This window comes from Pleomorphomonas sp. PLEO (assembly GCF_041320595.1).
Classification (GTDB): Bacteria; Pseudomonadota; Alphaproteobacteria; order Rhizobiales; family Pleomorphomonadaceae; genus Pleomorphomonas.
Genome location: NZ_CP166625.1, coordinates 3,481,571 through 3,502,086, shown reverse-complemented (window position 1 = coordinate 3,502,086; position 20,516 = coordinate 3,481,571). Strand labels below are relative to the sequence as shown.

General features: G+C 62.8%; 26 protein-coding genes. 23 read left to right on the top strand and 3 right to left on the bottom strand.

Annotated elements, in window-relative coordinates:
* Window positions 1-30 precede the first annotated feature (30 nt).
* The 3 genes from AB6N07_RS16295 to AB6N07_RS16285 are packed head-to-tail and all read left to right on the top strand — an operon-like array spanning window position 31 to window position 1,550.
* Window positions 31-612 carry a rod-binding protein gene (locus AB6N07_RS16295; protein WP_370674124.1) on the top strand — a complete coding sequence of 194 codons (582 nt, stop codon included), beginning with the start codon at window positions 31-33 and terminating at the stop codon, window positions 610-612.
* A 27-nt stretch (window positions 613-639) separates the two neighbouring features.
* The gene (locus tag AB6N07_RS16290) at window positions 640-1,098 is read left to right on the top strand and encodes a flagellar biosynthesis protein FlgN (protein ID WP_370674123.1); all 459 of its coding nucleotides are present in this window, start codon (window positions 640-642) and stop codon (window positions 1,096-1,098) included.
* Complete coding sequence (locus AB6N07_RS16285; protein WP_370674122.1) at window positions 1,095-1,550, top strand: hypothetical protein; 456 nt, start codon at window positions 1,095-1,097, stop codon at window positions 1,548-1,550. The genes AB6N07_RS16290 and AB6N07_RS16285 overlap by 4 nt, the downstream gene beginning before the upstream one ends.
* Window positions 1,551-1,634: 84 nt before the next feature.
* Here the strand turns inward: AB6N07_RS16285 and fliI are convergent, their stop codons facing one another.
* Genes fliI through AB6N07_RS16270 form a run of 3 tightly spaced genes read right to left on the bottom strand, consistent with a single transcriptional unit; the run spans window position 1,635 to window position 4,834 of the window.
* On the bottom strand, window positions 1,635-2,984 hold the full coding sequence (fliI, locus tag AB6N07_RS16280; protein WP_370674121.1) for a flagellar protein export ATPase FliI: 1,350 nt from the start codon (window positions 2,982-2,984) through the stop codon (window positions 1,635-1,637).
* On the bottom strand, window positions 2,981-3,706 hold the full coding sequence (flgF, locus tag AB6N07_RS16275) for a flagellar basal-body rod protein FlgF (protein ID WP_370674120.1): 726 nt from the start codon (window positions 3,704-3,706) through the stop codon (window positions 2,981-2,983). Before flgF ends, fliI begins: the two co-directional genes overlap by 4 nt.
* A 3-nt stretch (window positions 3,707-3,709) precedes the next feature.
* Window positions 3,710-4,834: a DUF1217 domain-containing protein gene (locus tag AB6N07_RS16270; protein WP_370674119.1), complete on the bottom strand. Its 1,125-nt coding sequence runs from the start codon at window positions 4,832-4,834 to the stop codon at window positions 3,710-3,712.
* Window positions 4,835-4,966: 132 nt separating this feature from the next.
* On the opposite strand from AB6N07_RS16270, the gene motA reads away from it, so the two are divergent.
* The 20 genes from motA to AB6N07_RS16170 all read left to right on the top strand — a co-directional run bounded on the left by motA (window position 4,967) and on the right by AB6N07_RS16170 (window position 20,511).
* Window positions 4,967-5,869: a flagellar motor stator protein MotA gene (motA, locus tag AB6N07_RS16265; protein ID WP_370674118.1), complete on the top strand. Its 903-nt coding sequence runs from the start codon at window positions 4,967-4,969 to the stop codon at window positions 5,867-5,869.
* The gene (locus AB6N07_RS16260) at window positions 5,869-6,801 is read left to right on the top strand and encodes a flagellar motor switch protein FliM (RefSeq protein WP_370674117.1); all 933 of its coding nucleotides are present in this window, start codon (window positions 5,869-5,871) and stop codon (window positions 6,799-6,801) included. Before motA ends, AB6N07_RS16260 begins: the two co-directional genes overlap by 1 nt.
* Window positions 6,782-7,099 carry a hypothetical protein gene (locus tag AB6N07_RS16255; RefSeq protein WP_370674116.1) on the top strand — a complete coding sequence of 106 codons (318 nt, stop codon included), beginning with the start codon at window positions 6,782-6,784 and terminating at the stop codon, window positions 7,097-7,099. Before AB6N07_RS16260 ends, AB6N07_RS16255 begins: the two co-directional genes overlap by 20 nt.
* A 208-nt stretch (window positions 7,100-7,307) precedes the next feature.
* Window positions 7,308-7,589: a flagellar motor switch protein FliN gene (gene fliN, locus AB6N07_RS16250; RefSeq protein ID WP_370678259.1), complete on the top strand. Its 282-nt coding sequence runs from the start codon at window positions 7,308-7,310 to the stop codon at window positions 7,587-7,589.
* A gap of 17 nt (window positions 7,590-7,606) precedes the next feature.
* Window positions 7,607-8,638: a flagellar motor switch protein FliG gene (locus tag AB6N07_RS16245; protein ID WP_370674115.1), complete on the top strand. Its 1,032-nt coding sequence runs from the start codon at window positions 7,607-7,609 to the stop codon at window positions 8,636-8,638.
* Between the two features lie 8 nt (window positions 8,639-8,646).
* Window positions 8,647-9,747 carry a flagellar biosynthesis protein FlhB gene (gene flhB / locus AB6N07_RS16240; RefSeq protein WP_370674114.1) on the top strand — a complete coding sequence of 367 codons (1,101 nt, stop codon included), beginning with the start codon at window positions 8,647-8,649 and terminating at the stop codon, window positions 9,745-9,747.
* On the top strand, window positions 9,744-10,175 hold the full coding sequence (locus AB6N07_RS16235) for a hypothetical protein (protein WP_370674113.1): 432 nt from the start codon (window positions 9,744-9,746) through the stop codon (window positions 10,173-10,175). Before flhB ends, AB6N07_RS16235 begins: the two co-directional genes overlap by 4 nt.
* 81 nt (window positions 10,176-10,256) lie before the next feature.
* Entirely contained in the window at window positions 10,257-10,637 is a 381-nt protein-coding gene (gene flgB, locus AB6N07_RS16230) for a flagellar basal body rod protein FlgB (protein ID WP_370674112.1), read from the top strand.
* A gap of 4 nt (window positions 10,638-10,641) precedes the next feature.
* Complete coding sequence (flgC, locus tag AB6N07_RS16225; RefSeq protein WP_370674111.1) at window positions 10,642-11,058, top strand: flagellar basal body rod protein FlgC; 417 nt, start codon at window positions 10,642-10,644, stop codon at window positions 11,056-11,058.
* Entirely contained in the window at window positions 11,058-11,390 is a 333-nt protein-coding gene (locus tag AB6N07_RS16220) for a flagellar hook-basal body complex protein FliE (protein ID WP_370674110.1), read from the top strand. The genes flgC and AB6N07_RS16220 overlap by 1 nt, the downstream gene beginning before the upstream one ends.
* Window positions 11,391-11,400: 10 nt before the next feature.
* Window positions 11,401-12,189, top strand: a complete 789-nt coding sequence (gene flgG / locus AB6N07_RS16215) for a flagellar basal-body rod protein FlgG (protein WP_370674109.1) — start codon at window positions 11,401-11,403, stop codon at window positions 12,187-12,189.
* 18 nt (window positions 12,190-12,207) lie between these two features.
* Window positions 12,208-12,666, top strand: coding sequence for a flagellar basal body P-ring formation chaperone FlgA (gene flgA / locus AB6N07_RS16210; protein WP_370674108.1), 459 nt, complete (start codon window positions 12,208-12,210; stop codon window positions 12,664-12,666).
* A 272-nt stretch (window positions 12,667-12,938) separates the two neighbouring features.
* Window positions 12,939-14,003: a flagellar basal body P-ring protein FlgI gene (gene flgI, locus AB6N07_RS16205; protein WP_370678258.1), complete on the top strand. Its 1,065-nt coding sequence runs from the start codon at window positions 12,939-12,941 to the stop codon at window positions 14,001-14,003.
* A gap of 209 nt (window positions 14,004-14,212) precedes the next feature.
* Window positions 14,213-14,779 carry a MotE family protein gene (locus AB6N07_RS16200; protein ID WP_370674107.1) on the top strand — a complete coding sequence of 189 codons (567 nt, stop codon included), beginning with the start codon at window positions 14,213-14,215 and terminating at the stop codon, window positions 14,777-14,779.
* Window positions 14,776-15,459, top strand: coding sequence for a flagellar basal body L-ring protein FlgH (locus AB6N07_RS16195; RefSeq protein WP_370674106.1), 684 nt, complete (start codon window positions 14,776-14,778; stop codon window positions 15,457-15,459). Before AB6N07_RS16200 ends, AB6N07_RS16195 begins: the two co-directional genes overlap by 4 nt.
* An 8-nt stretch (window positions 15,460-15,467) precedes the next feature.
* Window positions 15,468-15,995, top strand: coding sequence for a flagellar basal body-associated FliL family protein (locus AB6N07_RS16190; protein WP_370674105.1), 528 nt, complete (start codon window positions 15,468-15,470; stop codon window positions 15,993-15,995).
* Window positions 15,996-16,045: 50 nt separating this feature from the next.
* Window positions 16,046-16,765 carry a flagellar type III secretion system pore protein FliP gene (fliP, locus tag AB6N07_RS16185; RefSeq protein WP_370678257.1) on the top strand — a complete coding sequence of 240 codons (720 nt, stop codon included), beginning with the start codon at window positions 16,046-16,048 and terminating at the stop codon, window positions 16,763-16,765.
* 266 nt (window positions 16,766-17,031) lie between these two features.
* A complete protein-coding gene (locus AB6N07_RS16180) occupies window positions 17,032-18,057 on the top strand; it encodes a flagellin (RefSeq protein WP_370674104.1) in 1,026 nt (341 codons plus the stop codon).
* Window positions 18,058-18,223: 166 nt separating this feature from the next.
* A complete protein-coding gene (gene fliF, locus AB6N07_RS16175; protein ID WP_370674103.1) occupies window positions 18,224-19,888 on the top strand; it encodes a flagellar basal-body MS-ring/collar protein FliF in 1,665 nt (554 codons plus the stop codon).
* On the top strand, window positions 19,888-20,511 hold the full coding sequence (locus AB6N07_RS16170) for a hypothetical protein (RefSeq protein ID WP_370674102.1): 624 nt from the start codon (window positions 19,888-19,890) through the stop codon (window positions 20,509-20,511). Before fliF ends, AB6N07_RS16170 begins: the two co-directional genes overlap by 1 nt.
* Window positions 20,512-20,516: the final 5 nt, after the last annotated feature.

Sequence of the window (20,516 nt, the reverse complement as noted above, 5' to 3'; positions counted from 1 at the left end):
TCTGTTTCCCAACGTTTCCGGAGGACGCTGATGGCCATCTCTCCCCCGTCTGATATCATTCTCGACGTCTCCCGCGCCGCCGATCCCGAACGGCTCAAGGTGGCGACCGCCAAGCTTGACCGACTGGCCGACACCACCGGCACCGCCTTCGCCAGCTTGATGCCCGCCGTCTCCGAGGCCGGCGGTGCTCTCGCCGCGCTGGCCGATGCGACCCAGGTTGTCGACCCGGCGCCTTCAGCGCCCTTCGATCTTCATCGTGCCCGTCTGCGCCTTCAGAACGAGACTGCGCTGGCGAGCCGCGTGGATGACGCCGCGGCAGCTGCCGGAGACCATCGCTCTAAAGCGCTTGAGAGCTTCGAAGCGATGGTGCTCAGCACGTTCGTCGGTTCCATGCTGCCCGAGGGCGCGGAGGACGTCTATGGCTCCGGCACTGCCGGCGACGTGTGGAAATCCATGCTGTCCGACCAACTTGGCAAGCAGATGGCCAAGGCCGGCGGTATCGGCATCGCCGATCGTCTCCTTGCCGGTCACGTTCCCAATCTCGACGCCGGCACAGCCGGTGGCTCCCCCCTGCGCCTCGCCGCGCTTCTCTCCACCATCCCGCGTACCTGACGTCCGACGTTATTTCGGAGTTTCCTGATGGACGAACCGCTCGCCGCTATCGCCCCCACTGAAAGTGCCACCCCAACGGCACTATCCGTTTCCCTCGATCTGTGGAGTAATTCCGACGGCAGCACGCCGATCGAGATCTTGGCTCTGCTCAAAGCTATTGCCCGCCTCGAGCAGGTGGTGGACCAGGAGACACAATCCCTTCGGGCTGGCGAGACACCGGCTTTCGAGGACCTCAATTATCGCAAGAGTCACGGTCTCCTGGAGTTGACGCGCGCCATGCGTCTCGTCGATCCCCTGAGCATTGGCGATGATCTCAGGGATCGGCTCGAGAGCTTTCGTGACCAGCTCGAGCGCAACAGGCTGCTGCTCAAGACCCACCTCGACGCCACGCGCGAGATCTCGGCAATCCTCACCGCGGCCATCCGCGATGCGGAGTCCGATGGGACCTATGCGCCACCGCAACGCATGTGGACGCTACCGCAATGAGGCGTATTCTTCTCACGGGCCTTTGGGTCTGCGTCGTCACGCTTCTGTCGGCCTACAGCGCGGCTTGGTGGCTGGTGAACGGCAGCGTGGCGAAGCCGACTGATGAACCGACCTGGGAAGGCCTGCAATACGTCAAAACGGCCCCGATCAACGTGCCGATGATCCGTGACGGCAAGCTGATGGGCTACAGCGTGCTCGAATTGGTATTCACCGCTGACAGCACCCGCCTCAAGGAGGCGCCGGTGCCGCCGGAGCTGTTCGTCACCGACGAGGCTTTCCGTACGATCTACGGTGACGACAGCGTCGATCTCGACCACATCCAGCGCTACGACCTCAAGGCCTTTGCCGAGGGTATTCGCCAGAAGGTCAACGTTCGCTTGAAAAGCGATATCGTTCAGGAGGTTCTGGTCGACCAGATCAGCTATTTCTCGCGCGACGCCATGAAACAATGACCGACCATTGAATGGTGGGTAAAAAAAGGGCGGCTTTCCTGCACGGAAGGCCGCCCTTTTTTCCATGCGCCGACAGCGCTACGATCAACTCGTTGTCGCTGGCGGCGGCTGCATCTTCTCGGCAAGTTCCCGGAAGGCATCTTGGCTCAACGGATCGGTCGGGTTCTGCCGAAGGCCGTCGTAAATGCGCGGCACCAGCGAGACCGCCTGATCGAGTTCAGGGTCCTGCCCTGCTTGGTATCCACCCATTAAGCGCAGGTCGCGCGTATCCTCGAAGCGGGCGATCAGGCTCCTGAGCCGTAACACCAGGTCGCGCTCCTCGCGGCTCCAGACATGCTGGGCGAGGCGAGAAATCGAAGCGAGTACGTTGACGGCTGGATAGCGGCCTTGGTCGGCAATCGCCCGGTCGAGCACGATATGGCCGTCGAGCGTGCCGCGAATATTGTCGGCCACGGGGTCGTTATGATCGTCGCCGTCGACGAGGACGGCGAACACGCCGGTGATCGAGCCGCCGCCTTCTTCACCTGGTCCAGCCCGTTCGAGGAGTTCCGGCAGGGTCGTAAACACGCTCGGTGCGTAACCGCGCGCCACCGCCGGCTCGCCGGCGGCGAGCGCCACGTCGCGGGCGGCGTGGGCGTAGCGGGTCACCGAGTCGACGATCAGCAGCACTTGCTCGCCACGATCGCGGAAATATTCGGCAACGGCCATGGCGGTGCGGGGCGCCAGGCGCCGCATCATCGGACTCTCATCGCCGGTTGCCACCACCGTGACCGAACGGACGCGGTTGTCGCCAAGGGAATCGTCGAGAAACTCGCGCACCTCGCGGCCGCGTTCGCCAACCAGTGCGATCACCACGGTGTCGAAGGCACGCGAGCGGGCGATCATCGAAAGCGTCGTCGATTTACCGACGCCGGAACCAGCGAAGATACCGATGCGCTGCCCCGCGCAGATGGGCGTGAACAGATCGAAGGCGCGTACGCCGGTGCGGATCGGCTTCGTGACGCGGGCACGGCGGAGCGCATTGGGCGGCCGGCCATCGACAGGGACCGCCGCGGCACCTGGCATCAGCGGCCCGAGCCCATCGACCGGCGCCGCCATGGCATCGATGACGCGCCCCTTCCAGGACGGATGTGGGGCAAGGACCACAGGTCCCGCATGGTAGGCGACGGCACCGAGGCCAACTTCAAGGCGTGGCGCGAAGGGTTTGACGGTGACCCCTTCGCCATCGATGCGCAGCACCTCGGCGAGCCCGGGGCCATCGGCAGTGGCGATCTCGACGCGGTCGCCCAGATGGACGTGTCTCGACAGGCCGCGGAGGCGAAAGGCTTCGGGCGCCACTTCCGATACCCGACCCCCGATGCGGATAAATCCGAGTTGGTGGGCAGCGGTGGCAACGCGATCGGCGAGGTCTGCAAGGTCGGGAGAGTTCGTCACGAGACCTGCCCGAGCCGCTTGACGGCATCCTGCATCGATTGCTCCGACTTGTTCGAGGCGGCGGTCACCTGCTCGAAGGCGCGCGTCACTTCGATGAGACGGGTCATCTCCAACACGGGATTGACGTTGGCCTCCTCGACGAAGCCCTGGGCGACGCCCTGGCCGACAAAGTCGACCACCGGCACGGCCGGCCGGTCGGGAATGACGCCTGAATTAGTGCCGCGCGCCAACTTTGCTTCGTCAGGGATCGAAAACAGGCCGATCGCACCGATCGCCCGACCATTCTGGGAAATCATGCCGTCTCGGCCGATCGTCAGGCGTCCGGCATCGGTGTCGACGAGGATCGAGGCACCGCCTGGATCCAGAACGGGATTGCCCGCGACGGTCTGGAGAACGCCGTCGGCGGAAATCTGCATACGGCCGTCGCGGGTGTAAACGTTGCCGTTCTGAGTCTGTACGGCCAGCCAGCCTTCGCCATCAACGGCGACGTCGAGGTCATTGCCGGTCTGGCGCAGCCCACCCTTGTCGCGGGAGATGAAGGTTTCGCCTGTTGATGAATAAGCAACGGGGTCGGAGCCGGCCTTTGACAGAAAGGTGTCGAACTTCACTTCGTCGGCCCGGTAAGCGGCCGTCGATAAATTGGCCACGTTGGTTGCCAGCGTATCGAGGCGATTGGCGAGTGCGACCTGGGCCGACAACGAGACATAAAGGGAACTCTGCACGGTTCACAGGCCTCCAAGTTTCAGCCCTTGCAGGCTCATCAAGGTATTGGCGCTCATCACCGCGCTGGTTTTGCCGGTGATCAGTGTGGCGACAGACGTTGTCGCCGTACTGCTGGGGTTGGCAGCCTCCCACATGGCGGTAAACCGGGTGAGGAACTTTTTGAGTTCGTCGGGATCGGAAAGGCTTTTGATATCGATCCGGCTGGCGATGTAGTTGGCCTGAACGTCGATATCCGCGTTGCCGGTCTCCGACGACAATCCGAGCGCCGTCTGCGCCACCTTCAACAGCGCGGAGTCGGCGAGAATGCTGTAGCCGGAGGTGATGGTCGACGCCTTACGCTCGAAATAGAGTGCTAGCCGCACGCCCTCATTGTCTTTGCCTGCCTGCGTCTCGACGGTCTGCCGAAGATAGCTCGATACGGTATCGGCCGCTTGGGTGCTCGTCTGGACGCGAACGGTGCCGTCTCCAGAGAAATTGAAGGCGGTGGCAAAATCCTTCCAGGCCGATTTGGTCTGCCGCGCGGCAAAGCTATCAGTATCGGCGGGATCGGAAGTCAGAACGCGCCGCAGGAAGTTCTTGGCATTGGCCGCCGTTCCTGGCGGGTCGACGCCGAAAGCGGTCGTGGCATAAGCCACCAGCGAGTCGTCGGCGAGAAAGTCGTCGACGGTCTTCACCGTCGGCAGCGTTTTCTCGTAGGCCAGAGTGCCAAGCCGGATCATCGACTTGGAGTCGCCCTGTTCGGCCGCGTTCTCGGCATATTTCTTCTCGATGTCGGTCAGCGCATCTTGGGTCTGCGCCGACGGCTTCAGGAAAGAGAAGGCCTTGGCAAACTCCTGATAGCGCTTGTCGACAAGTTTGTTGGCAAAGCTCGCTGAATCGGTGAGATCGCTCTCCAATACCTTGCGCATGAACGCCTTGGCGTAGGTCATGTCCTCAAGACCATAGGCCTTCATCGCATAGGAATAGAGGCGCTGGTCGCCTAGGAAATCGTCAAGGCTGGTCACCTTGCCGATGTTCTCTTTGTAATACTCGGTCGCCCGTTTCACGTCCGGCTGAGCGGCGGTGCGCTTCAACGTCGCCGACATGTCGCGCGTGATCATCTGATAGCTGAGCGGCGTCGAGAGCATGGCCTTTCTCCTTGTCTTGCCTTGATGATTGCCGCCTGAACCTTGCTCGTGGCTGGCGGCGGACCTCCCAAGCCTCGCACAAGCCTCGCCGCCTAGACCCGACGGCAGGCAACCACGAAAAGGAGCAAGGCATTGGGTAGTTTGATCGGCTTCATCATCGCGATCGGCTCCTTGCTCGGCGGCTACGCGGCACTTGGCGGGCATCTCACCGTGCTTTGGCAGCCGTGGGAGTTCGTGATCATTGGCGGCACCGCCCTCGGGATCTTCATTGTCGGCAATACGATGCGCACCGTGCGAGATACCGGCCGTAGCATCATCGAAGCGGTGCTCGGCAAAGCACCACAGCGACAGCACTATCTCGGTGTTCTCGAGGTGCTCTATGCCCTGATGCGCGAGTTGAGGTCCAAGGGCCGCAGCGACGTCGAAAAGCACATCGAAGATCCGGAGAATTCCGACATCTTCCGCAAAGTGCCATGGGTCAGCAAAGACCAGGAAATGCGCGCCTTCATCTGCGACTACTTCCGCCTGATCATTGTTGGCAATGCCCGGCCACACGAGGTTGAGCAGTTGATGGACGAGGAAATTCAGACCATCGCCCACGAGCGTCTGATGCCTTACCTCGCCATGGGGGCGATCGCCGAAGCGCTACCGGCGCTCGGCATCGTTGCCGCCGTGCTCGGCGTCATCAAGGCAATGGGCGCCATCGATCAATCCCCGCAGATCCTCGGCGCGCTGATCGGCGCGGCGCTGGTCGGAACTTTCGGCGGCATCTTCCTGTCCTACGGCGTGGTGACCCCGATCGCCGGCAAGATCAAGACAGTGCGCGAACGCCAGCTCGCCCCCTACATTCTGATCAAACAAACACTGATTGCGTCCATGAATGGCGCCGTGCCGCAGATTGCCTTGGAATATGGCCGCAAGACCATTCCCGCCCATCAGCGGCCGACCATCGACGATGTCGAGGACGAAGTCATCTCCTCGCCCGCACCAGCCGCCGCCAAGCCCGGTGAGACCACCCAGCGGAGTGCCGCCTGATGGCCAGCCTGCATACCGCCACCCGCCCCGTTTCCGACAAGCTCCTCGATGCGAGCGGCATTTCCGTCGATCGCATCCCCATGCTGCACGTCGCCTTCGATCGCCTGGCGACACACTGTGCCGACAGTCTCCGCCAGATGTCGGCCTCACCAGCCTATTTTTCGCTCTCGAACATCGCAGCATCGCGCATCGACGACGTGCTGGACGACTATGAGGCCAACGCCATCGCCGGCGTCTTCCACGTGCCGGCTTGGGACTCGCGCATCCTCGTCGGGTTCGACCGGGACTTCATCTTCTCCATGGTCGAGGTTCTGTTCGGTGCCGACGGCAGCGAACCGCCCATCGACGTCGAACGCCCGTTTTCCAACATCGAAGTCAACATCGCCCAGGCGATCTTCGAGCGCATGGCCAAGGTACTTCCGCTCGCCTTCGGTGCGCCGCATGACACCACGTTCAAGTTCGAACGCATCGAAACGCGCATGGACTTTGCGATCATCGGGCGGCGCAATAGCCAGGCACTGGTCGCCAAGTTCCTGCTGCAGGCGCTCAATCGCGGCGGCGAGATGTTCGTCATCCTGCCGCAATCGGCCCTCAACCCGGTTCGCGAAACGCTGGCCAACACCATGGCCGGCGAGGCGGCTCCTCGCGATCCGCGCTGGGCCCGCCAGATCCAGAGCGAGGTGCAGCGCACCGAGATGCGCGTCGATGCCATCCTAGAAGAGCGATTTATCGATCTCTCCGATGTTTCCAACTTCGAAGTTGGGCAGGTGATCGAGCTGCAGGCAACGCCACGCAGCCGCGTCAAGCTGGTCTGTCGTGGCGAGCCACTGTTCTGGTGTCAGCTTGGCCAAAGCAACGGCCTTTACACCATCAAGATCGACGAACACGTCGATGCCGATCAGGAGTTCCTCAATGACATCCTTTCTCGTTGAAACCATCCTGCTGGTCGCACTGATCGGCACCATCGCCGGCCTGCTCGTTTTCCGGCGGGAACTTCGGGAGCTCAAGTCCAACCAGGCGAACTATGCCACCTCGCTCGACGAGACCGGCGTTGCCCTGATGACCGTCGGTAATGCCATCCGCGAGATCAACATGCAGGGTCTGACGACGCTGCAGAATCTCATCGTCGAGATCGAACGGGCCCGGACCATGCTCGACGAGCTGGAGAAGGCGGCAAGCCTCGCGCCGGCTGAACCGGTGAGGAGCGGCGCGCGCGCCTCCGGCCGCTGATCGCAGCCACGTCCCACGAAAATTCCAGGAAAAGGATAGGATCATGGCACGCAGTACCAAGACCCAGCGCGACATCGACGAGATCATGGCCGAGATGGACGGTTCCTCTCAGCCCACGCCGGCCGGAGACGTTCTGGAAGCGGTCGCCGTCGAGACGATTGCGAGCCTCGACACCAGCGACGAGCCGCCGGAAGAAACTGGCCCCAGCCTGGAGGACAGTTTCGGCGCCGTTCGCAATCTCGAGGCGGTGATGCGCATTCCCGTCACTATCCAGGTGGTTCTCGGCTCGGCGATCATGCCGGTTGCCAACCTGATGAAGCTCCGGCGCGGCTCGGCTATTCCGCTCGACCATCGCGTCGGCGAACCGGTCGATGTCGTGGTCAACGGCCGCACCGTCGCTCGCGGCGAGGTGGTGGTGGTCGAGGACGACACCTCACGCTTCGGCATCTCGCTCACCGAGATCGTCGGCGGCAACGCCTCCAACGCTTGAACGGCGGACGGGAGATCATGGCAGCCTCGGCTACGGCGAAAAAGAACAAGAGCAACCGCGCCCTTCAGGGTCCCGACAAGGCAGCGGTCTTGCTGCTGGCACTCGGCCAGCCTCTGTCGGGTCGCTTGCTCTCCCATTTCGACACCGGCGAGATCAAGCAGGTTACCCGCTCGATCGCCGACCTCGGCGCCGTGTCGGCCAAGCAGATTTCCGACATCGTCGAGGAGTTTGCCACGCGCTTCACGGGCGGCAACCTGCTCGGAACCGTCAGCGACGTCGAAAAGATGCTGACCGGGATCCTGCCGCCCGATCAGGTGTCCGACATCATGTCGGACGTGCTCGGTTACGCCAACCGTTCCATCTGGGACCGGATATCCTCGGTTTCCGAGGCGATCTTCGCCAATTATCTCCAAAAAGAGCACCCGCAGACGGCAGCGCTCATCCTGTCCAAGGTGCGTCCGACCTTCGCCGCCCGCACCATGAGCCACCTGCCGCCGCCGCTGCGCCACGAACTGATGCGCCGCATGCTGAATCTCAAGCCGATCGTCGAAGACACTGTGGCGATCGCCGAGCGCACGCTGCACGAGGACTTCATGCTGAACTTCTCGCGCAACATGGGCGCCGACACACATGCCCGGATGGCCGATATCCTGAACAAGATGGAGCGGCAGGACATGGAAGACGCTCTCGAAGGCATCAAGAAAGTGAAGCCGGAATCGGCGGAGATGCTGAAAGGGCTGCTCTTCACCTTCGACGACATCATCAACCTGGCACCGCGTGCCCGTCAGGCGATCTTTGATCAGATCCCGACCGAACGGGTGGTTCTCGCCCTTAAGGGTACCGACCTCGACTTCCGCGACGCCATCCTGTCGTCGCTGGCCACGCGCGCGCGCCGTATCGTCGAGAATGAACTGTCGACGAGCGAACCATCGCCGCAGCGCGATGTGCTCGAAGCGCGTCGGGTGATCGCCGACCTCGCCTTGGACATGGCCGGTCGCGGCGAGATCGAGCTCAATTCCGACCAGGATGACGACACCTACGTGCGCTGAGGTGCGCCATGAGCGACGAGCCGGATCAAGACAGTAAAACCGAGGAAGCCACCCCAAAGAAGACGCAGGACGCCATCGAAAAGGGCAATATCGCAACCTCGCGCGAGCTGCCCATGCTGTTCTCCCTCGGTGCCACCCTGATCGTCATGATCTGGGTGATCGGCAGTGGTACTGCCCGCCTGGCGGTGACCCTTCGCGGCTTCCTCGACAACCCCGGAGACGTCCGCCTTGAACAAGGCCAGGATGCCGTTCTGCTGCTCGACGCCATCGGTCTCGAGATGGGTCGCTTTCTGGTGCCGGCCATCATTATCTTCGCCGTCGCGGGGCTGGCTGGGTCCTTTGTTCAGAACGTACCTCAGGTGGTGTTCGACCGCATCAAACCCGAGCTCAGTCGGGTGTCGATCGCCAAGGGCTGGAAACGTGTCTTCGGCCTGCAAAGCTTCGTCGAATTCGGCAAGGCACTGTTCAAGTTCGCTGCGACGGCCCTTGTGGTTTCGATCATCCTCAAAACCGAACAGCATCGGATGGTGAACGCCATGTTCTCCGACCCCGGCACCCTCGTCGACTCCACCGTCGGCATCGCCATCCACTTGCTTTCCGCCGTCTGCATCGCCACGGTGCTGCTGGTGGCCGCCGATCTGGTCTGGGCTCGCCTGCAGTGGCGGCGCAACCTGCGCATGACCAAGCAGGAGGTGAAGGACGAGTTCAAGAATACCGAAGGCGACCCGATGGTCAAAGCCCGGATGCGTTCGCTGGCCCGGGACCGCATTCGCCATCGCATGATGGCCAGCGTACCGCAGGCCACGCTGGTCCTAGCCAACCCCACCCACTATGCCATTGCTTTGCGCTACGTCTACGAGGAAGGCGGCGCGCCGGTGGTACTCGCCAAGGGGCAGGACCTCGTGGCCCTCAAAATCCGCGAGATTGCCGAAGAGAACGGAATTCCGGTGGTTGAGGATAAATTGCTAACCAGGGCGATGTACGGTAAGGTCGAGCTCGACCAGATGATCCCCGTCGAGTTCTACCGGGCCGTCGCGGAAGTCATCTATCTGCTTCAGGCACGGTCTTCCGATAGTCACCTGCCTGCCATCATCCACGGCCACTCATGACGGATACTCGAAACGACCATCGCTCACTCGCCCGGGAAAAGGCGATCGCCGAAGGCGTCAAGGACGTCGCAGCCGAACTGCGCCTGATCGATATCGTCAATCTGGTCGTCTATATCCAGCTCGAGAAGCATGGCAATCTCGACGACCTCGTTGCTTCCTCGGTCGAACTCTTTTTCAAACCTGACACACTGCGCTATGGCTGGCGTGCCGCCATCGATACCGATTGGTCTGGGCCGACCACGGTGACGCTCGACATGGAATTCCAGAACCAGGGCGTGACGGTGTTTTTCAGCCTGATTTTGGGGCCGCTGAACGCGGGCGTCGAGATCCATTATTTCGCGGTTTCCGGCTCCTCCGGCGATCCGGAAGAAAACACGCGTCGTCTCGTCGACGCCATCGCCGACGCTCGTCTCGTTCCGATCAACTGACGGACAAGGCTGAGCCGGTGAGGCCAGCCTCGGGCAAGATTTGCGCTCCATGATCCCTCCCGAACACTCGGAGGGATCGTCTTGCAGCCCATCCATCTCTTTTCTCTCGCCTCCCGGCAAGCCGACTGGCTGTCCGTCCGTCAGGCGACCGTCGCGCAGAACGTAGCCAACGCCGACACGCCGAAATATAGCGCCGTCGATGTCGAGCCGTTCAGCGAGGTCTTTTCCCAGACCCGACTTGAACTCGCGGCGACCAACCCGGGGCATATGGCACCCTCGGGCCTCGATGCCGCCACGGCGGATGTCCGCCGCGAGAAAGCCTGGGAAACAAGCCACTCGGGCAACTCGGTCAGCCTTGAGCAGGAAATGATCAAGGCCGGCGACATTCACACCAGCTTCTCCCTCAATCGCAGCATCGTCGCCGCCTTCGGTCGCATGCTGACCTCCGCCGTGAAGGGTTGACCCGATGGATCAGCTGACCGCCGCCCTCAAAATCTCCGGATCCGGCATGCAGGCCCAGTCGACGCGCATGCGTGTCGTCTCCGAAAACCTCGCCAACGCTCAGTCGACCGGCCGTACCCCCGGAGCAGATCCTTACCGCCGCAAGACGGTGACTTTTGCCGAGGAAATGGACCGCGCCATGGGAACGCCGAACGTCATCGTCAAAGACATAGGTGCCGATCGAAGTCCCTTCGATGTGAAGCACGATCCTGGCAACCCCGCAGCGGACGCCAACGGCAACGTCAAGATGCCGAACGTCAACGTGCTCATCGAGCTTAGCGATCTTCGCCAGGCCAACCGATCCTATTCGGCCAACGTCGAGGCAATCACCCAGGCCCGCTCGATGCTGACCATGAACATCGATCTCCTGAGGAACTCGTGATGCTGAACCCCATCTCCTCGCTCGATTTCAACCTCGACCGGCTGTCGCCACCAACCGCCACTTCGGCCATTCGCACCGCTGCGCCTGCCGCCGCAACGTCCGCCGCCGCCGCTCCGGTCAATTTCACCGATGTGCTTGCCCAGGTCTCCGGTTCGGCGATCTCCGATCTCAAGGCCGGCGAAGCGGCCTCGATCGCCGGCATGGAAGGCAAGATGAGCGTGCAGCAGGTCGTCGAGGCAGTGATGACCGCCGAGAAGTCGCTGCAAACCGCCCTCGCCGTCCGCGACAAGGTCGTGTCCGCCTACCAGGAAATCGGCCGCATGGCCATTTGAGGAGCCCAACATGAAAGCGCTCGCCATCGCCGCCACCGGCATGACCGCCCAGCAGCTCAACGTCGAAGTCATCGCCAACAACATCGCCAACATCAACACGACCGCGTTCAAACGGTCACGCGCCGAATTCACCGACCTGCTCTACCAGACGCAGCGCATGCAGGGCGTGCCCAATCAGGGCGGCCAGTCGGTGATCCCCGAGGGCGTGCGGCAAGGGCTCGGCGTCCGCGCCGCCGCCATCCGCAACCTGCATCTACAAGGTGGCCTGACGCTCACCGGCAATACCTATGACATGGCCATCGATGGCCGCGGCTGGTTCCAGGTCGACGGGCCGAATGGCGAAACTCTCTATACGCGCGCCGGCGCCTTCAACAAGAACGCCGACGGCCAGCTCGTCACGCTCGATGGCTATGCCGTGCAGCCGCCGATCATGGTGCCGACGGACGCCACCGACCTGACCGTCAACGAATCCGGCGAGATTTTCGCCACTGTCCCCGGACAGACAGCACCCCAGTCGCTCGGCCAGCTGTCCCTTGCCAACTTCACCAACGACGTCGGACTGGAACCGATTGGCGGCAATCTCTACCGGGAGACTCTCGCCTCCGGCACACCGGTTGCCGGTGTTCCTACCGATCAAGGTTTTGGCAAGATCCGCCAGAAATATCTTGAAGCGTCCAACGTCGATCCCGTTTCCGAGATTACTGAGCTCATCTCGGCGCAGCGCGCCTACGAGATGAACTCCAAGGTTATCCAGGCAGCCGACTCGATGGCCGGCACCGTCTCGAACGGGTTGCGCTGACGCCGGAAAGGCCTTTCCATGAAACGCCTGCTGCTGCTTGCCACACTTGCATTTTTCGCCATTGCCCTGCCGGCCGGCGCCCAGATGGTGTCGACCTTGCCGGTGCCGGGTATCACCATCTACCCCGGCGATCCCATCACCGATGAAATGCTGACGGATCGCCGCTTCCGCTTGACGCGCGCCTCTCTCGAAGCCGTCGTCGCCGGGCGCGAAATGCTAGTCGGCAAGGTGGCGCGACGAACGTTGCTACCTGGACAGCCGATCACCATCAACGCCGTGGAAAATCCGCAGTTGGTGCGGCGCGGTGTGCCGGTGCGCCTCGTCTTCACGGAGGGCGGCCTCACCATCATCACTTACGCCGAGCCGATGCAGTCCGGTAGCGCCGGCGAGGTGATCCGTGTCCGCAATACGGAATCCGGCACCATCATCGTCGGCGTCGTCCAGGCCGACGGCAGCATCGTCGTAGGAAAAAGCTGATGCGCGCCCTTTTCGCCGGCCTCGCCGTCGGCTTCTTCGCCCTCCAGCCAGCCTCCGCCCAGGATAGCCCGCGGATGCCGATCACCCTGGATCCACAGACCGGCGAAGTGGTCAGTGTTGTCGATAGTCCCTTGGCCTTTGTCGAAAGAGACGGATCGACGCTGCTCGCCGCCGACATGGCACCAACTTCGCCTTTGCCGCCGCCACCTGCCGTCGCACCGATCATGCCGCGAAGCGGACCGGAACCGAGAGCCCCCGACACGCCGGATCCGATGGTACACGCGCTCGCCCCCGGCGACGTGCGCATCAAGGATATCGCCGCCGTCGAAGGCGTCCGCGAAAACCAACTCGTTGGCTACGGCCTCGTCGTCGGCCTGCAGGCCACAGGCGATACGTTGCGCAACGCCGCCTTCTCCGAGCAATCGTTGCAATCGATGCTGGAGCGGCTCGGCGTCAATGTGCGCGATAGCGCGCTCCGTACGCGCAACGTCGCAGCGGTGATCGTTACCGCCGAACTACCGGCCTTTGCCGGCGCCGGGTCGCGCATCGACGTCAACGTCGCCTCGCTCGGCGATGCCAGCTCGCTGCAGGGCGGCACTCTGGTCATCACCCAGTTGGCCGGTGCCGACGGCGAGGTCTACGCCGTGGCGCAGGGGCCGATCGCCGTCACCGGCTACAGCGCTGCCGGCATGGCGGAGAGCGTGCAAAAGGGCACCCCTACCGCCGGCCGTATCCCCAACGGCGCGTTGGTCGAACATGAACTTCAGACCAGCCTGGATGGTCTCGGCGCATTGACCTTCAAGTTGCGCAACCCGGACTTTCGCACGGCTATCCGCATCACCGACGCGATCAATGCCTATAGCCGCCGCCGCTACGGCGCCGCCGTCGCCGAGGAACGCGACTATCGCACCGTCGCGCTCATCAAACCTCGCGGCATGTCGGCGGCTCGATTCATTGCCGAGATCGAAGGTTTGCCGGTGCGGCCGGACACGCCGGCGCGCGTCGTCATCGACGAACGTTCGGGTACGGTCGTGATGGGCGCCGACGTGCGCATTTCAACCGTGGCCATCACTCATGGCAACCTCAGCATCCGTGTCACCGAGACACCGGTAGCCTCACAGCCGGCTCCCTTCTCCGACGGTGAGACGGTGGTCCTGCCGCGTACCATGGTGGATGCCAGCGAGAGCGGCGGCAACCTCGCCATCATCGGCGGCACCGACCTGCAGACGCTCGTTCGCGGTCTCAACCAGATCGGCCTCAAGCCGACCGGCGTCATAGCCATCGTCCAGGCGATGAAGACTGCTGGCGCACTCCAGGCGGACCTGGTGGTGCAGTAATACCAAGAGGCATTGAACATGCCTCTTGGTGTTCCGCTTGCCGATTTCTCATGCCCTTGATGCAGATGAGAAATCGGCAATGTCTCAATTGGCGGATGCGTCAGCATCTTCGCCAATTGGGATGGGGCTTCCGGCGACGGGGCCAGCCCCGCGCAAGACTGCGATGCGATCCTTCGAGACATCAAATCAAGGACTGAAAGGGTATCGACATGACGTCGATCCGACGGCGCATTCTGTTTCGCCTTGTGGCAGCAGCCATGACGGTTCAGCTCTGCCCAGTCATCGCGCGGGCAATGGAGACAGAAACAAAGACAGTGTCGCCGGTTGAAACCGACGCGACCAGTCACTCGGGTCTGGAGATGCGCGCGCTGACCGAAGAGGCGCGCCAATATTGCGTCAATATTCGCGATGTTGCCGCCGATGCCCGCTACGCTTGGCAGAAATCGACCCTGGAAGGTCTCGACAAGCGCCTCACCGAGCGGATTGCCGCCCTCGAGGCGAAGCGGGCCGAGTATGAAGCCTGGCTCAAGAAGCGTCAGGATTTCCTCGCCGCCGCACGCGACGATGTCGTCGCCATCTACGCGAAGATGCGTCCTGAGGCCGCCGCCGGCCAGCTCACATCCCTTGACGACGAGATGGCCGCTGCCGTGCTCGCGCGGCTCAACGCGCGCGCCTCCAGCGCCATTCTCAACGAAATGGATCCCGCCCGCGCCTCCCAGCTCGCCACCACGCTCGCCGGTATGACCGAACTGTCCGCCAAAGGAGACACCCCTTGAAGCGCGCCCTGCTTCTCATTGCCGGCCTGACGCTCGCCGGCTGCAATACGTCCAACGACCTCAATACGGAACCAACCATGTCGCGGCTTGGCGCGGCACTGCCGCTCAACGCGTTGGCGCCAGAACAGGCCATGTTTCGTGACCCCAACTCCACCTACATTCGTGGTGGGGAAGGTCTTTTCCGCGATTCCCGCGCTCATCAGGTCGGCGATGTCCTCACCGTTCTGATCCAGATGAATGACAAGGCCGCGCTCGACAATTCCTCGGAACGGTCTCGTGTGTCCAGCGCCGGCTTTGGCGCAGGCTTCGGCTTCTCCGTCGATGGCGAGGGCTCGGACGCCAGCCTCAACGGCAGCGCCAATTCGACCTCCAAATCGAAAGGCGAAGGCGCCGTCGAGCGCTCGGAAGCGATCAAGGTCACCCTGGCCGCCGTGGTTACCAGCGTCCTGCCGAACGGCAATCTGATCATCTCCGGCTCGCAGGAAATGCGCGTCAACTTCGAGATGCGGGTCGTCAACATCCAGGGCATCGTCCGCCAGCGCGATATCTCCGGCAACAACGTCGTGCCCTATGAGAAGATCGCCGAGGCGCGCATTTCCTATGGCGGCCGCGGTCGTCTGACCGAAGTGCAGCAGCCGGGCGTGCTCCACCAGCTTTACGATCGTGTGGCTCCGTTCTGAGAGACAGCATGGCCAAGCTTCCGCTCCCCGCTGCCCGCGAGGCAACCCCCACCGAAACCGAAACCGAGGTACGCCGCCTTCCTCCGCCACCCGAGCGTGGCGCCCTTTTGAAGCCGGCACTTATCCTGACGATTCTGGCCGTGGCCGCCGGTCTTGGTCTCGGCGTCCACCTCGTTCGCTATGCTCAGGTGGCCGACGCCAGCAAGCAGCAGAACACGGTCTCGTCGGGAGAGGCCGATCCCCGTGCCTCCCGCCTCTACCGGTTGAAGCCGATCGTTACCAACCTCGCCGAGCCCTCCGACGTCTGGCTTCGTCTCGACGCCGCGATCGTATTCGAAGACGAGATGCCCAACTCGGAGATCGTCTCGGCGGAAATCTCCGAGGATCTCCTTGCCTTCCTGAAGACGCTGAAGGTCGGGCAACTCCAGGGCGCCACCCAGCTCCAGCATCTGCGCGAAGACCTCAAGGACCGCGTCGCCATTCGCTCGGGTGGCGACGTGAAAGATCTCATCATTGAAAGTCTGGTTGTCCAGTGAAGAAACTTTTGCTCGCCATCCCGCTTTTGACCGTCCCGCTGCTCGTGACCATGAGCGCGCCGGCCCTCGCCCAGATTCCCGGCCTCGGCTCTGGAATCCCCGACCTCAGTTCACTGATCCCAGCCGGTGAGGGATCGGCCTCTGGCCGCATCGTCCAACTGGTCGCGCTTCTGACAGTGTTGTCGGTGGCGCCGGGCCTGTTGATCATGGTGACGAGCTTCACCCGCATCGTCGTCGCCCTCTCCTTCCTGCGCTCCGGCATCGGTTTGCAGACGACGCCGGCCAACCTCATCCTGATCAGCCTGGCGCTGTTCATGACGTTCTACGTTATGGCGCCAACCTTCGACCGCGCCTGGAACGACGGCGTGCTGCCTTTGACCCGCAACGAAATCTCCGAAGAAGTCGCTTTCGAGAAGATCTCCGATCCCTTCCGCGATTTCATGGCCCAACGTGTCCGCGACAAGGACTTGAAGCTTTTCGATGACCTTGCCGCCGAGCATCTCGGCATCAAGACGGACGAGGGCGCGACACCGCTCCGGGTGCTGATCCCCGCTTTCATGATTTCCGAACTTCGGCGCGGTTTTGAGATTGGTTTTCTGATCGCCTTGCCCTTCCTGGTGATCGACATGATCGTGGCGACGCTCACCATGTCCATGGGCATGATGATGCTCCCTCCCACCGTTCTGTCGCTTCCCTTCAAGGTATTGTTCTTTGTGCTCATCGACGGCTGGAACATGCTGATTGGCGGTCTGGTTCGATCGTTCTTTTAGCCGCGGAACAGTCTTCGCTTTTGAAAACCCGCCCCACTACCGGAGCGGGTTTTTGCGTTTGGTTCGGGGCGTTTCCGCTTGGAAACGTAGCCGGGAAAGCCATTCGCAGCGCGTCAGCTTCGCGCAAGCCTCATCGGGCAAGGTGAAGCCATGGCAGGTTGGATCGCTCAGCGAACCAAGAGGATCCAAGGGCATGATGCCGCTCCTGCCATGCCGGTGAAAACCCGGAATGTCCCAACTCACTCATCAAAAAGGGACATACGAAAATGGCCAGCCTTCTGACCAATGCCGCGGCAATGACCGCCCTCCAGACCCTCGCGTCCACCAACAAGTCGCTCGACACGACGCAGAACCGTATTTCCACCGGCCTGCGTATCTCGTCCGCCTCCGACGGTGCCGCTTACTGGTCGATCGCCACCACCATGCGCTCCGACAACAAGTCGCTGTCCGCCGTTCAGGACAGCCTCGGTCTCGGCGCCGCCACGGTGGATGTGCAGTACACCGCCCTTGATGCCACCGTCGACCAGCTTACCGAGATCGGTAAGCTGCTCGTCAGCGCCAAGACCCCGGGCGTCAACCGCGGCCAGATCCAGCAGGACATCAAGGCCCGTCTCGGCCAGATGAACTCCATCGCCTCGTCGTCGGTGTTCAACAGTGAGAACTGGCTGTCGGTCGACTCTGGCGCCGCCGACTACAACAAGGACAAATCGGTCGTCGCCTCCTTCTCGCGTGTTGGCGATGCAATCTCCATCGAGACGATCCAGGTCGACGTCGACCAGATCAAGCTCTATGACGCCAATACGGCCGCTACCGCCACCGGTACCGCTCCGACCACCGATGCCGCGGGCCTTGCGCTCGGCGCGGTGAAGGTTGGCGGCCAGGGCCTGTTCGACTCCCAGTGGGCGATCACCACGTCCAACGGCGCGGCGACGCCGGTCTATACGGCCCAGACGCTGTCGATCAAGGACCTGGACATCTCCACGCTGACCGACTCGGCCGCCGACCAGGAGAAACTGTCGGCCTATATCTCGATCGTAGATGGCGCCCTCGGCAAGCTGACCGACAGTGCCTCGAACCTCGGCGCCGTCAAGAACCGCATCGACACGCAAAAGGACTTCGTCCAGTCGCTGACCGATGCCATCGGCCGCGGTATCGGCCAGCTCGTCGACGCCGACATGAATGCTGAATCGACACGCCTCCAGGCGTTGCAGACCCAGCAGCAGCTCGGCATCCAGGCGCTGTCGATCGCCAACTCCAACAGCCAGAACATCCTGTCGCTGTTCCGCGGCTGAGCGATCACCACCCGCTCGAAGTCGCAAGGAAGCCACGCCCTCCGGGGCGTGGTTTTTTCATTGGCGGCAATGCTCGCGCAAGTTTGCCGGACGACACTGAGCCGTAGACGACCTAGCCGCCCACCGGCTCCGCCCCTGACGCAACGGACCGCATCGAGGCCGACAGATGACCGCTCGCGAACACGCAGAAACCCTCTGGATCAACCTCCTCGACCTTGGTCCGCGCCGGCTTGCCGCCCTGGCAATGGTCGCCGTCACCATGATGGCGTTGATCGCCGGCTCCGCTTATTATCTGAGCCGCCCGCAATATACGGTGCTCTACACCAGCCTCGAGAACGGCGACGCTTCACGGATCGGATCGGCGCTGACCGACGCGGGTATTGCCTTCGACGTCAGTGCCGACGGCGCCACGGTCTTCGTCACCCCGGCCCAGACCTCGCAGGCGCGCATGCTGCTTGCCGAGAAAGGGCTGCCGCGCAGCGCGGCGGCGGGCTACGAGCTCTTCAACGAGCTTGGCTCACTTGGCCTCACATCCTTCATGCAGGAGGTGACGCGCGTGCGGGCTCTTGAAGGTGAGCTCGCCCGCACTATCCAGACAATGAAGGGCGTCAAGGCGGCACGCGTCCACATCGTGCTGCCCGATCGCGGCTCGTTCCGGCGCGACCAGCAGCCACCCTCCGCCTCTGTGATCATCCGCACCGATGTGCCCGATGACGTACGCATGGCCGAAGCGATCCGCCAATTGGTTGCCGGCGGGGTACCCGGGCTTGGCGTCGACCACATCACTGTTCTTGACACCGAAGGCAGCGTGCTCGCTTCGGGAGAGGACGCGACATCCTTGCCTGGCAGCAAGACCAATCGGCTGGAACGCACCGTGGCAACCGGCATCGAGGCCAACATCCGCCACGCACTGACGCCCTATCTCGGTCCGGACAACTTCCAGATCAGCGTTGCCGCCGAACTCAACACAGACCGCACGCACACCAATCAAACGCTATTTGATCCGGAGTCGCGTGTCGAACGCTCGGTGCGTACCGTGCGCGAGAATGGCAATTCACAAAATTCCAGCCAAGACCCGCCAACCACCGTCGAACAGAACCTGCCCGAAGAGACCGTACAGTCTACCAACCCGGGCGATCGCTCCAGCGAGGAAAATCAGCGGCGCGAGGAGCTGACCAACTACGAAATATCGACCACCACCAAGGAGGTGATCAGCGACGGTTACCAGGTGAAGTCGCTGTCGGTTGCCCTGATCGTCAACCGTGCCCGCGTCGCCCAGTCGCTCGGCGAGAATCCCACTGCCGAGGCGATCGATGCCCGCGTGAACGAGATGCGTAACCTTGCCGCGTCCGCCGCCGGCCTCAACGAGGGACGGGGCGACCATATCCAGGTGACCGCCGTCGACTTCGCCGACAACTTTGCCGATATGCCGCCGGTACCGCCGCTGACATTCAAGGACGTGCTGTTGCGTCAGGCCGGGACGGTCGTCAACGCGGTGGCGATCCTTGCGGTGACGCTGCTGCTCATCTGGTTCGGCCTGAGGCCGGCGATGAACGCCCTTCTGCCGCGTCTCGAGACAAAGGCCGATGACAAGGAAGCGTCCGCCGCGCTGACCAATGCCTCCGGCGAGGCGACCGCCGCTCTCGCCGGCGCCAGCCAGACGGCGCTGCCAACCGGCGAAGCTGCCGGCAGCATGCAGCATCTCATCGAAGATATGAACTCCCGCATGCGCAACTCGCCGCTCAAGGTGCTGGAACAGCTCGTCGAGATGGATGAAGAGCAGGCTGCCAGCATCCTCCGGCAGTGGATGAGTGAAGAGGAGGCCGCCTGATGCTGCGCTCGGCCATCGACGTACTTGCCATCTTCGACCTCGACCGACCCGATCCGCCGCCGGTGCCGCTGGAGGCCGAGCCGCCTATCGAGCCGCTAGGCTATTCCGTCGCCGAGGAAATCGAACGCCGGGTGGCCGAAGCAGTCGCCACGGTAAGGAATGAAGAGCGGGCGGACGCCGAATGGCAGCTGACGGAAGCGTTGGCCGAACAGGCAAAGTCACTTCGCGCTGAACACGAGGCGGCACGCAAAGCCTGGGTGGAGGAGCAGTCCGAGCGGATTGCCGCCACCATCGAAGAGCAGTTTACCGCGCTCAGCGAACAACTCAGCGTTGCCGCCGCCCGCGCCCTCAGGCCTTTTCTCATTGAACGGATGGTCGATCGGTCGGTAGACGACCTTGCCACCTGTATCGGGATCCTGATGACCGACGGCCCGACACCGTCCTTGGAGATCACCGGCCCGGCCGACCTGCTTGAGCGCCTGGCCGAAAAGCTGGGCGTGCGTGCCGCCGCCGTTGCTTTCCGCCCCGCCGACCACGCCGATATCGTCGTGACGGCGGGCGAAACCCAGATCGAGACCCGCCTCCGGGAATGGGTCGCCCGCCTCCTTCCCATTGAAGAGTGAGCACC

Excerpts from the sequence above, each read along its gene's own strand:
- flgI (WP_370678258.1), top strand. The coding sequence starts at position 12,939 with ATGGTACACGCGCTCGCCCCCGGCGACGTGCGCATCAAGGATATCGCC.
- AB6N07_RS16180 (WP_370674104.1), top strand. The coding sequence starts at position 17,032 with ATGGCCAGCCTTCTGACCAATGCCGCGGCAATGACCGCCCTCCAGACC.
- AB6N07_RS16220 (WP_370674110.1), top strand. The coding sequence starts at position 11,058 with ATGCTGAACCCCATCTCCTCGCTCGATTTCAACCTCGACCGGCTGTCG.
- AB6N07_RS16290 (WP_370674123.1), top strand. The coding sequence starts at position 640 with ATGGACGAACCGCTCGCCGCTATCGCCCCCACTGAAAGTGCCACCCCA.
- fliP (WP_370678257.1), top strand. The coding sequence starts at position 16,046 with ATGAGCGCGCCGGCCCTCGCCCAGATTCCCGGCCTCGGCTCTGGAATC.
- AB6N07_RS16245 (WP_370674115.1), top strand. The coding sequence starts at position 7,607 with ATGGCAGCCTCGGCTACGGCGAAAAAGAACAAGAGCAACCGCGCCCTT.
- flhB (WP_370674114.1), top strand. The coding sequence starts at position 8,647 with ATGAGCGACGAGCCGGATCAAGACAGTAAAACCGAGGAAGCCACCCCA.
- AB6N07_RS16295 (WP_370674124.1), top strand. The coding sequence starts at position 31 with ATGGCCATCTCTCCCCCGTCTGATATCATTCTCGACGTCTCCCGCGCC.
- AB6N07_RS16170 (WP_370674102.1), top strand. The coding sequence starts at position 19,888 with ATGCTGCGCTCGGCCATCGACGTACTTGCCATCTTCGACCTCGACCGA.
- AB6N07_RS16190 (WP_370674105.1), top strand. The coding sequence starts at position 15,468 with ATGGCCAAGCTTCCGCTCCCCGCTGCCCGCGAGGCAACCCCCACCGAA.
- AB6N07_RS16270 (WP_370674119.1), bottom strand. The coding sequence starts at position 4,834 with ATGCTCTCGACGCCGCTCAGCTATCAGATGATCACGCGCGACATGTCG.
- AB6N07_RS16255 (WP_370674116.1), top strand. The coding sequence starts at position 6,782 with ATGACATCCTTTCTCGTTGAAACCATCCTGCTGGTCGCACTGATCGGC.
- AB6N07_RS16260 (WP_370674117.1), top strand. The coding sequence starts at position 5,869 with ATGGCCAGCCTGCATACCGCCACCCGCCCCGTTTCCGACAAGCTCCTC.
- fliF (WP_370674103.1), top strand. The coding sequence starts at position 18,224 with ATGACCGCTCGCGAACACGCAGAAACCCTCTGGATCAACCTCCTCGAC.
- flgG (WP_370674109.1), top strand. The coding sequence starts at position 11,401 with ATGAAAGCGCTCGCCATCGCCGCCACCGGCATGACCGCCCAGCAGCTC.
- flgC (WP_370674111.1), top strand. The coding sequence starts at position 10,642 with ATGGATCAGCTGACCGCCGCCCTCAAAATCTCCGGATCCGGCATGCAG.
- AB6N07_RS16200 (WP_370674107.1), top strand. The coding sequence starts at position 14,213 with ATGACGTCGATCCGACGGCGCATTCTGTTTCGCCTTGTGGCAGCAGCC.
- AB6N07_RS16285 (WP_370674122.1), top strand. The coding sequence starts at position 1,095 with ATGAGGCGTATTCTTCTCACGGGCCTTTGGGTCTGCGTCGTCACGCTT.
- AB6N07_RS16235 (WP_370674113.1), top strand. The coding sequence starts at position 9,744 with ATGACGGATACTCGAAACGACCATCGCTCACTCGCCCGGGAAAAGGCG.
- flgA (WP_370674108.1), top strand. The coding sequence starts at position 12,208 with ATGAAACGCCTGCTGCTGCTTGCCACACTTGCATTTTTCGCCATTGCC.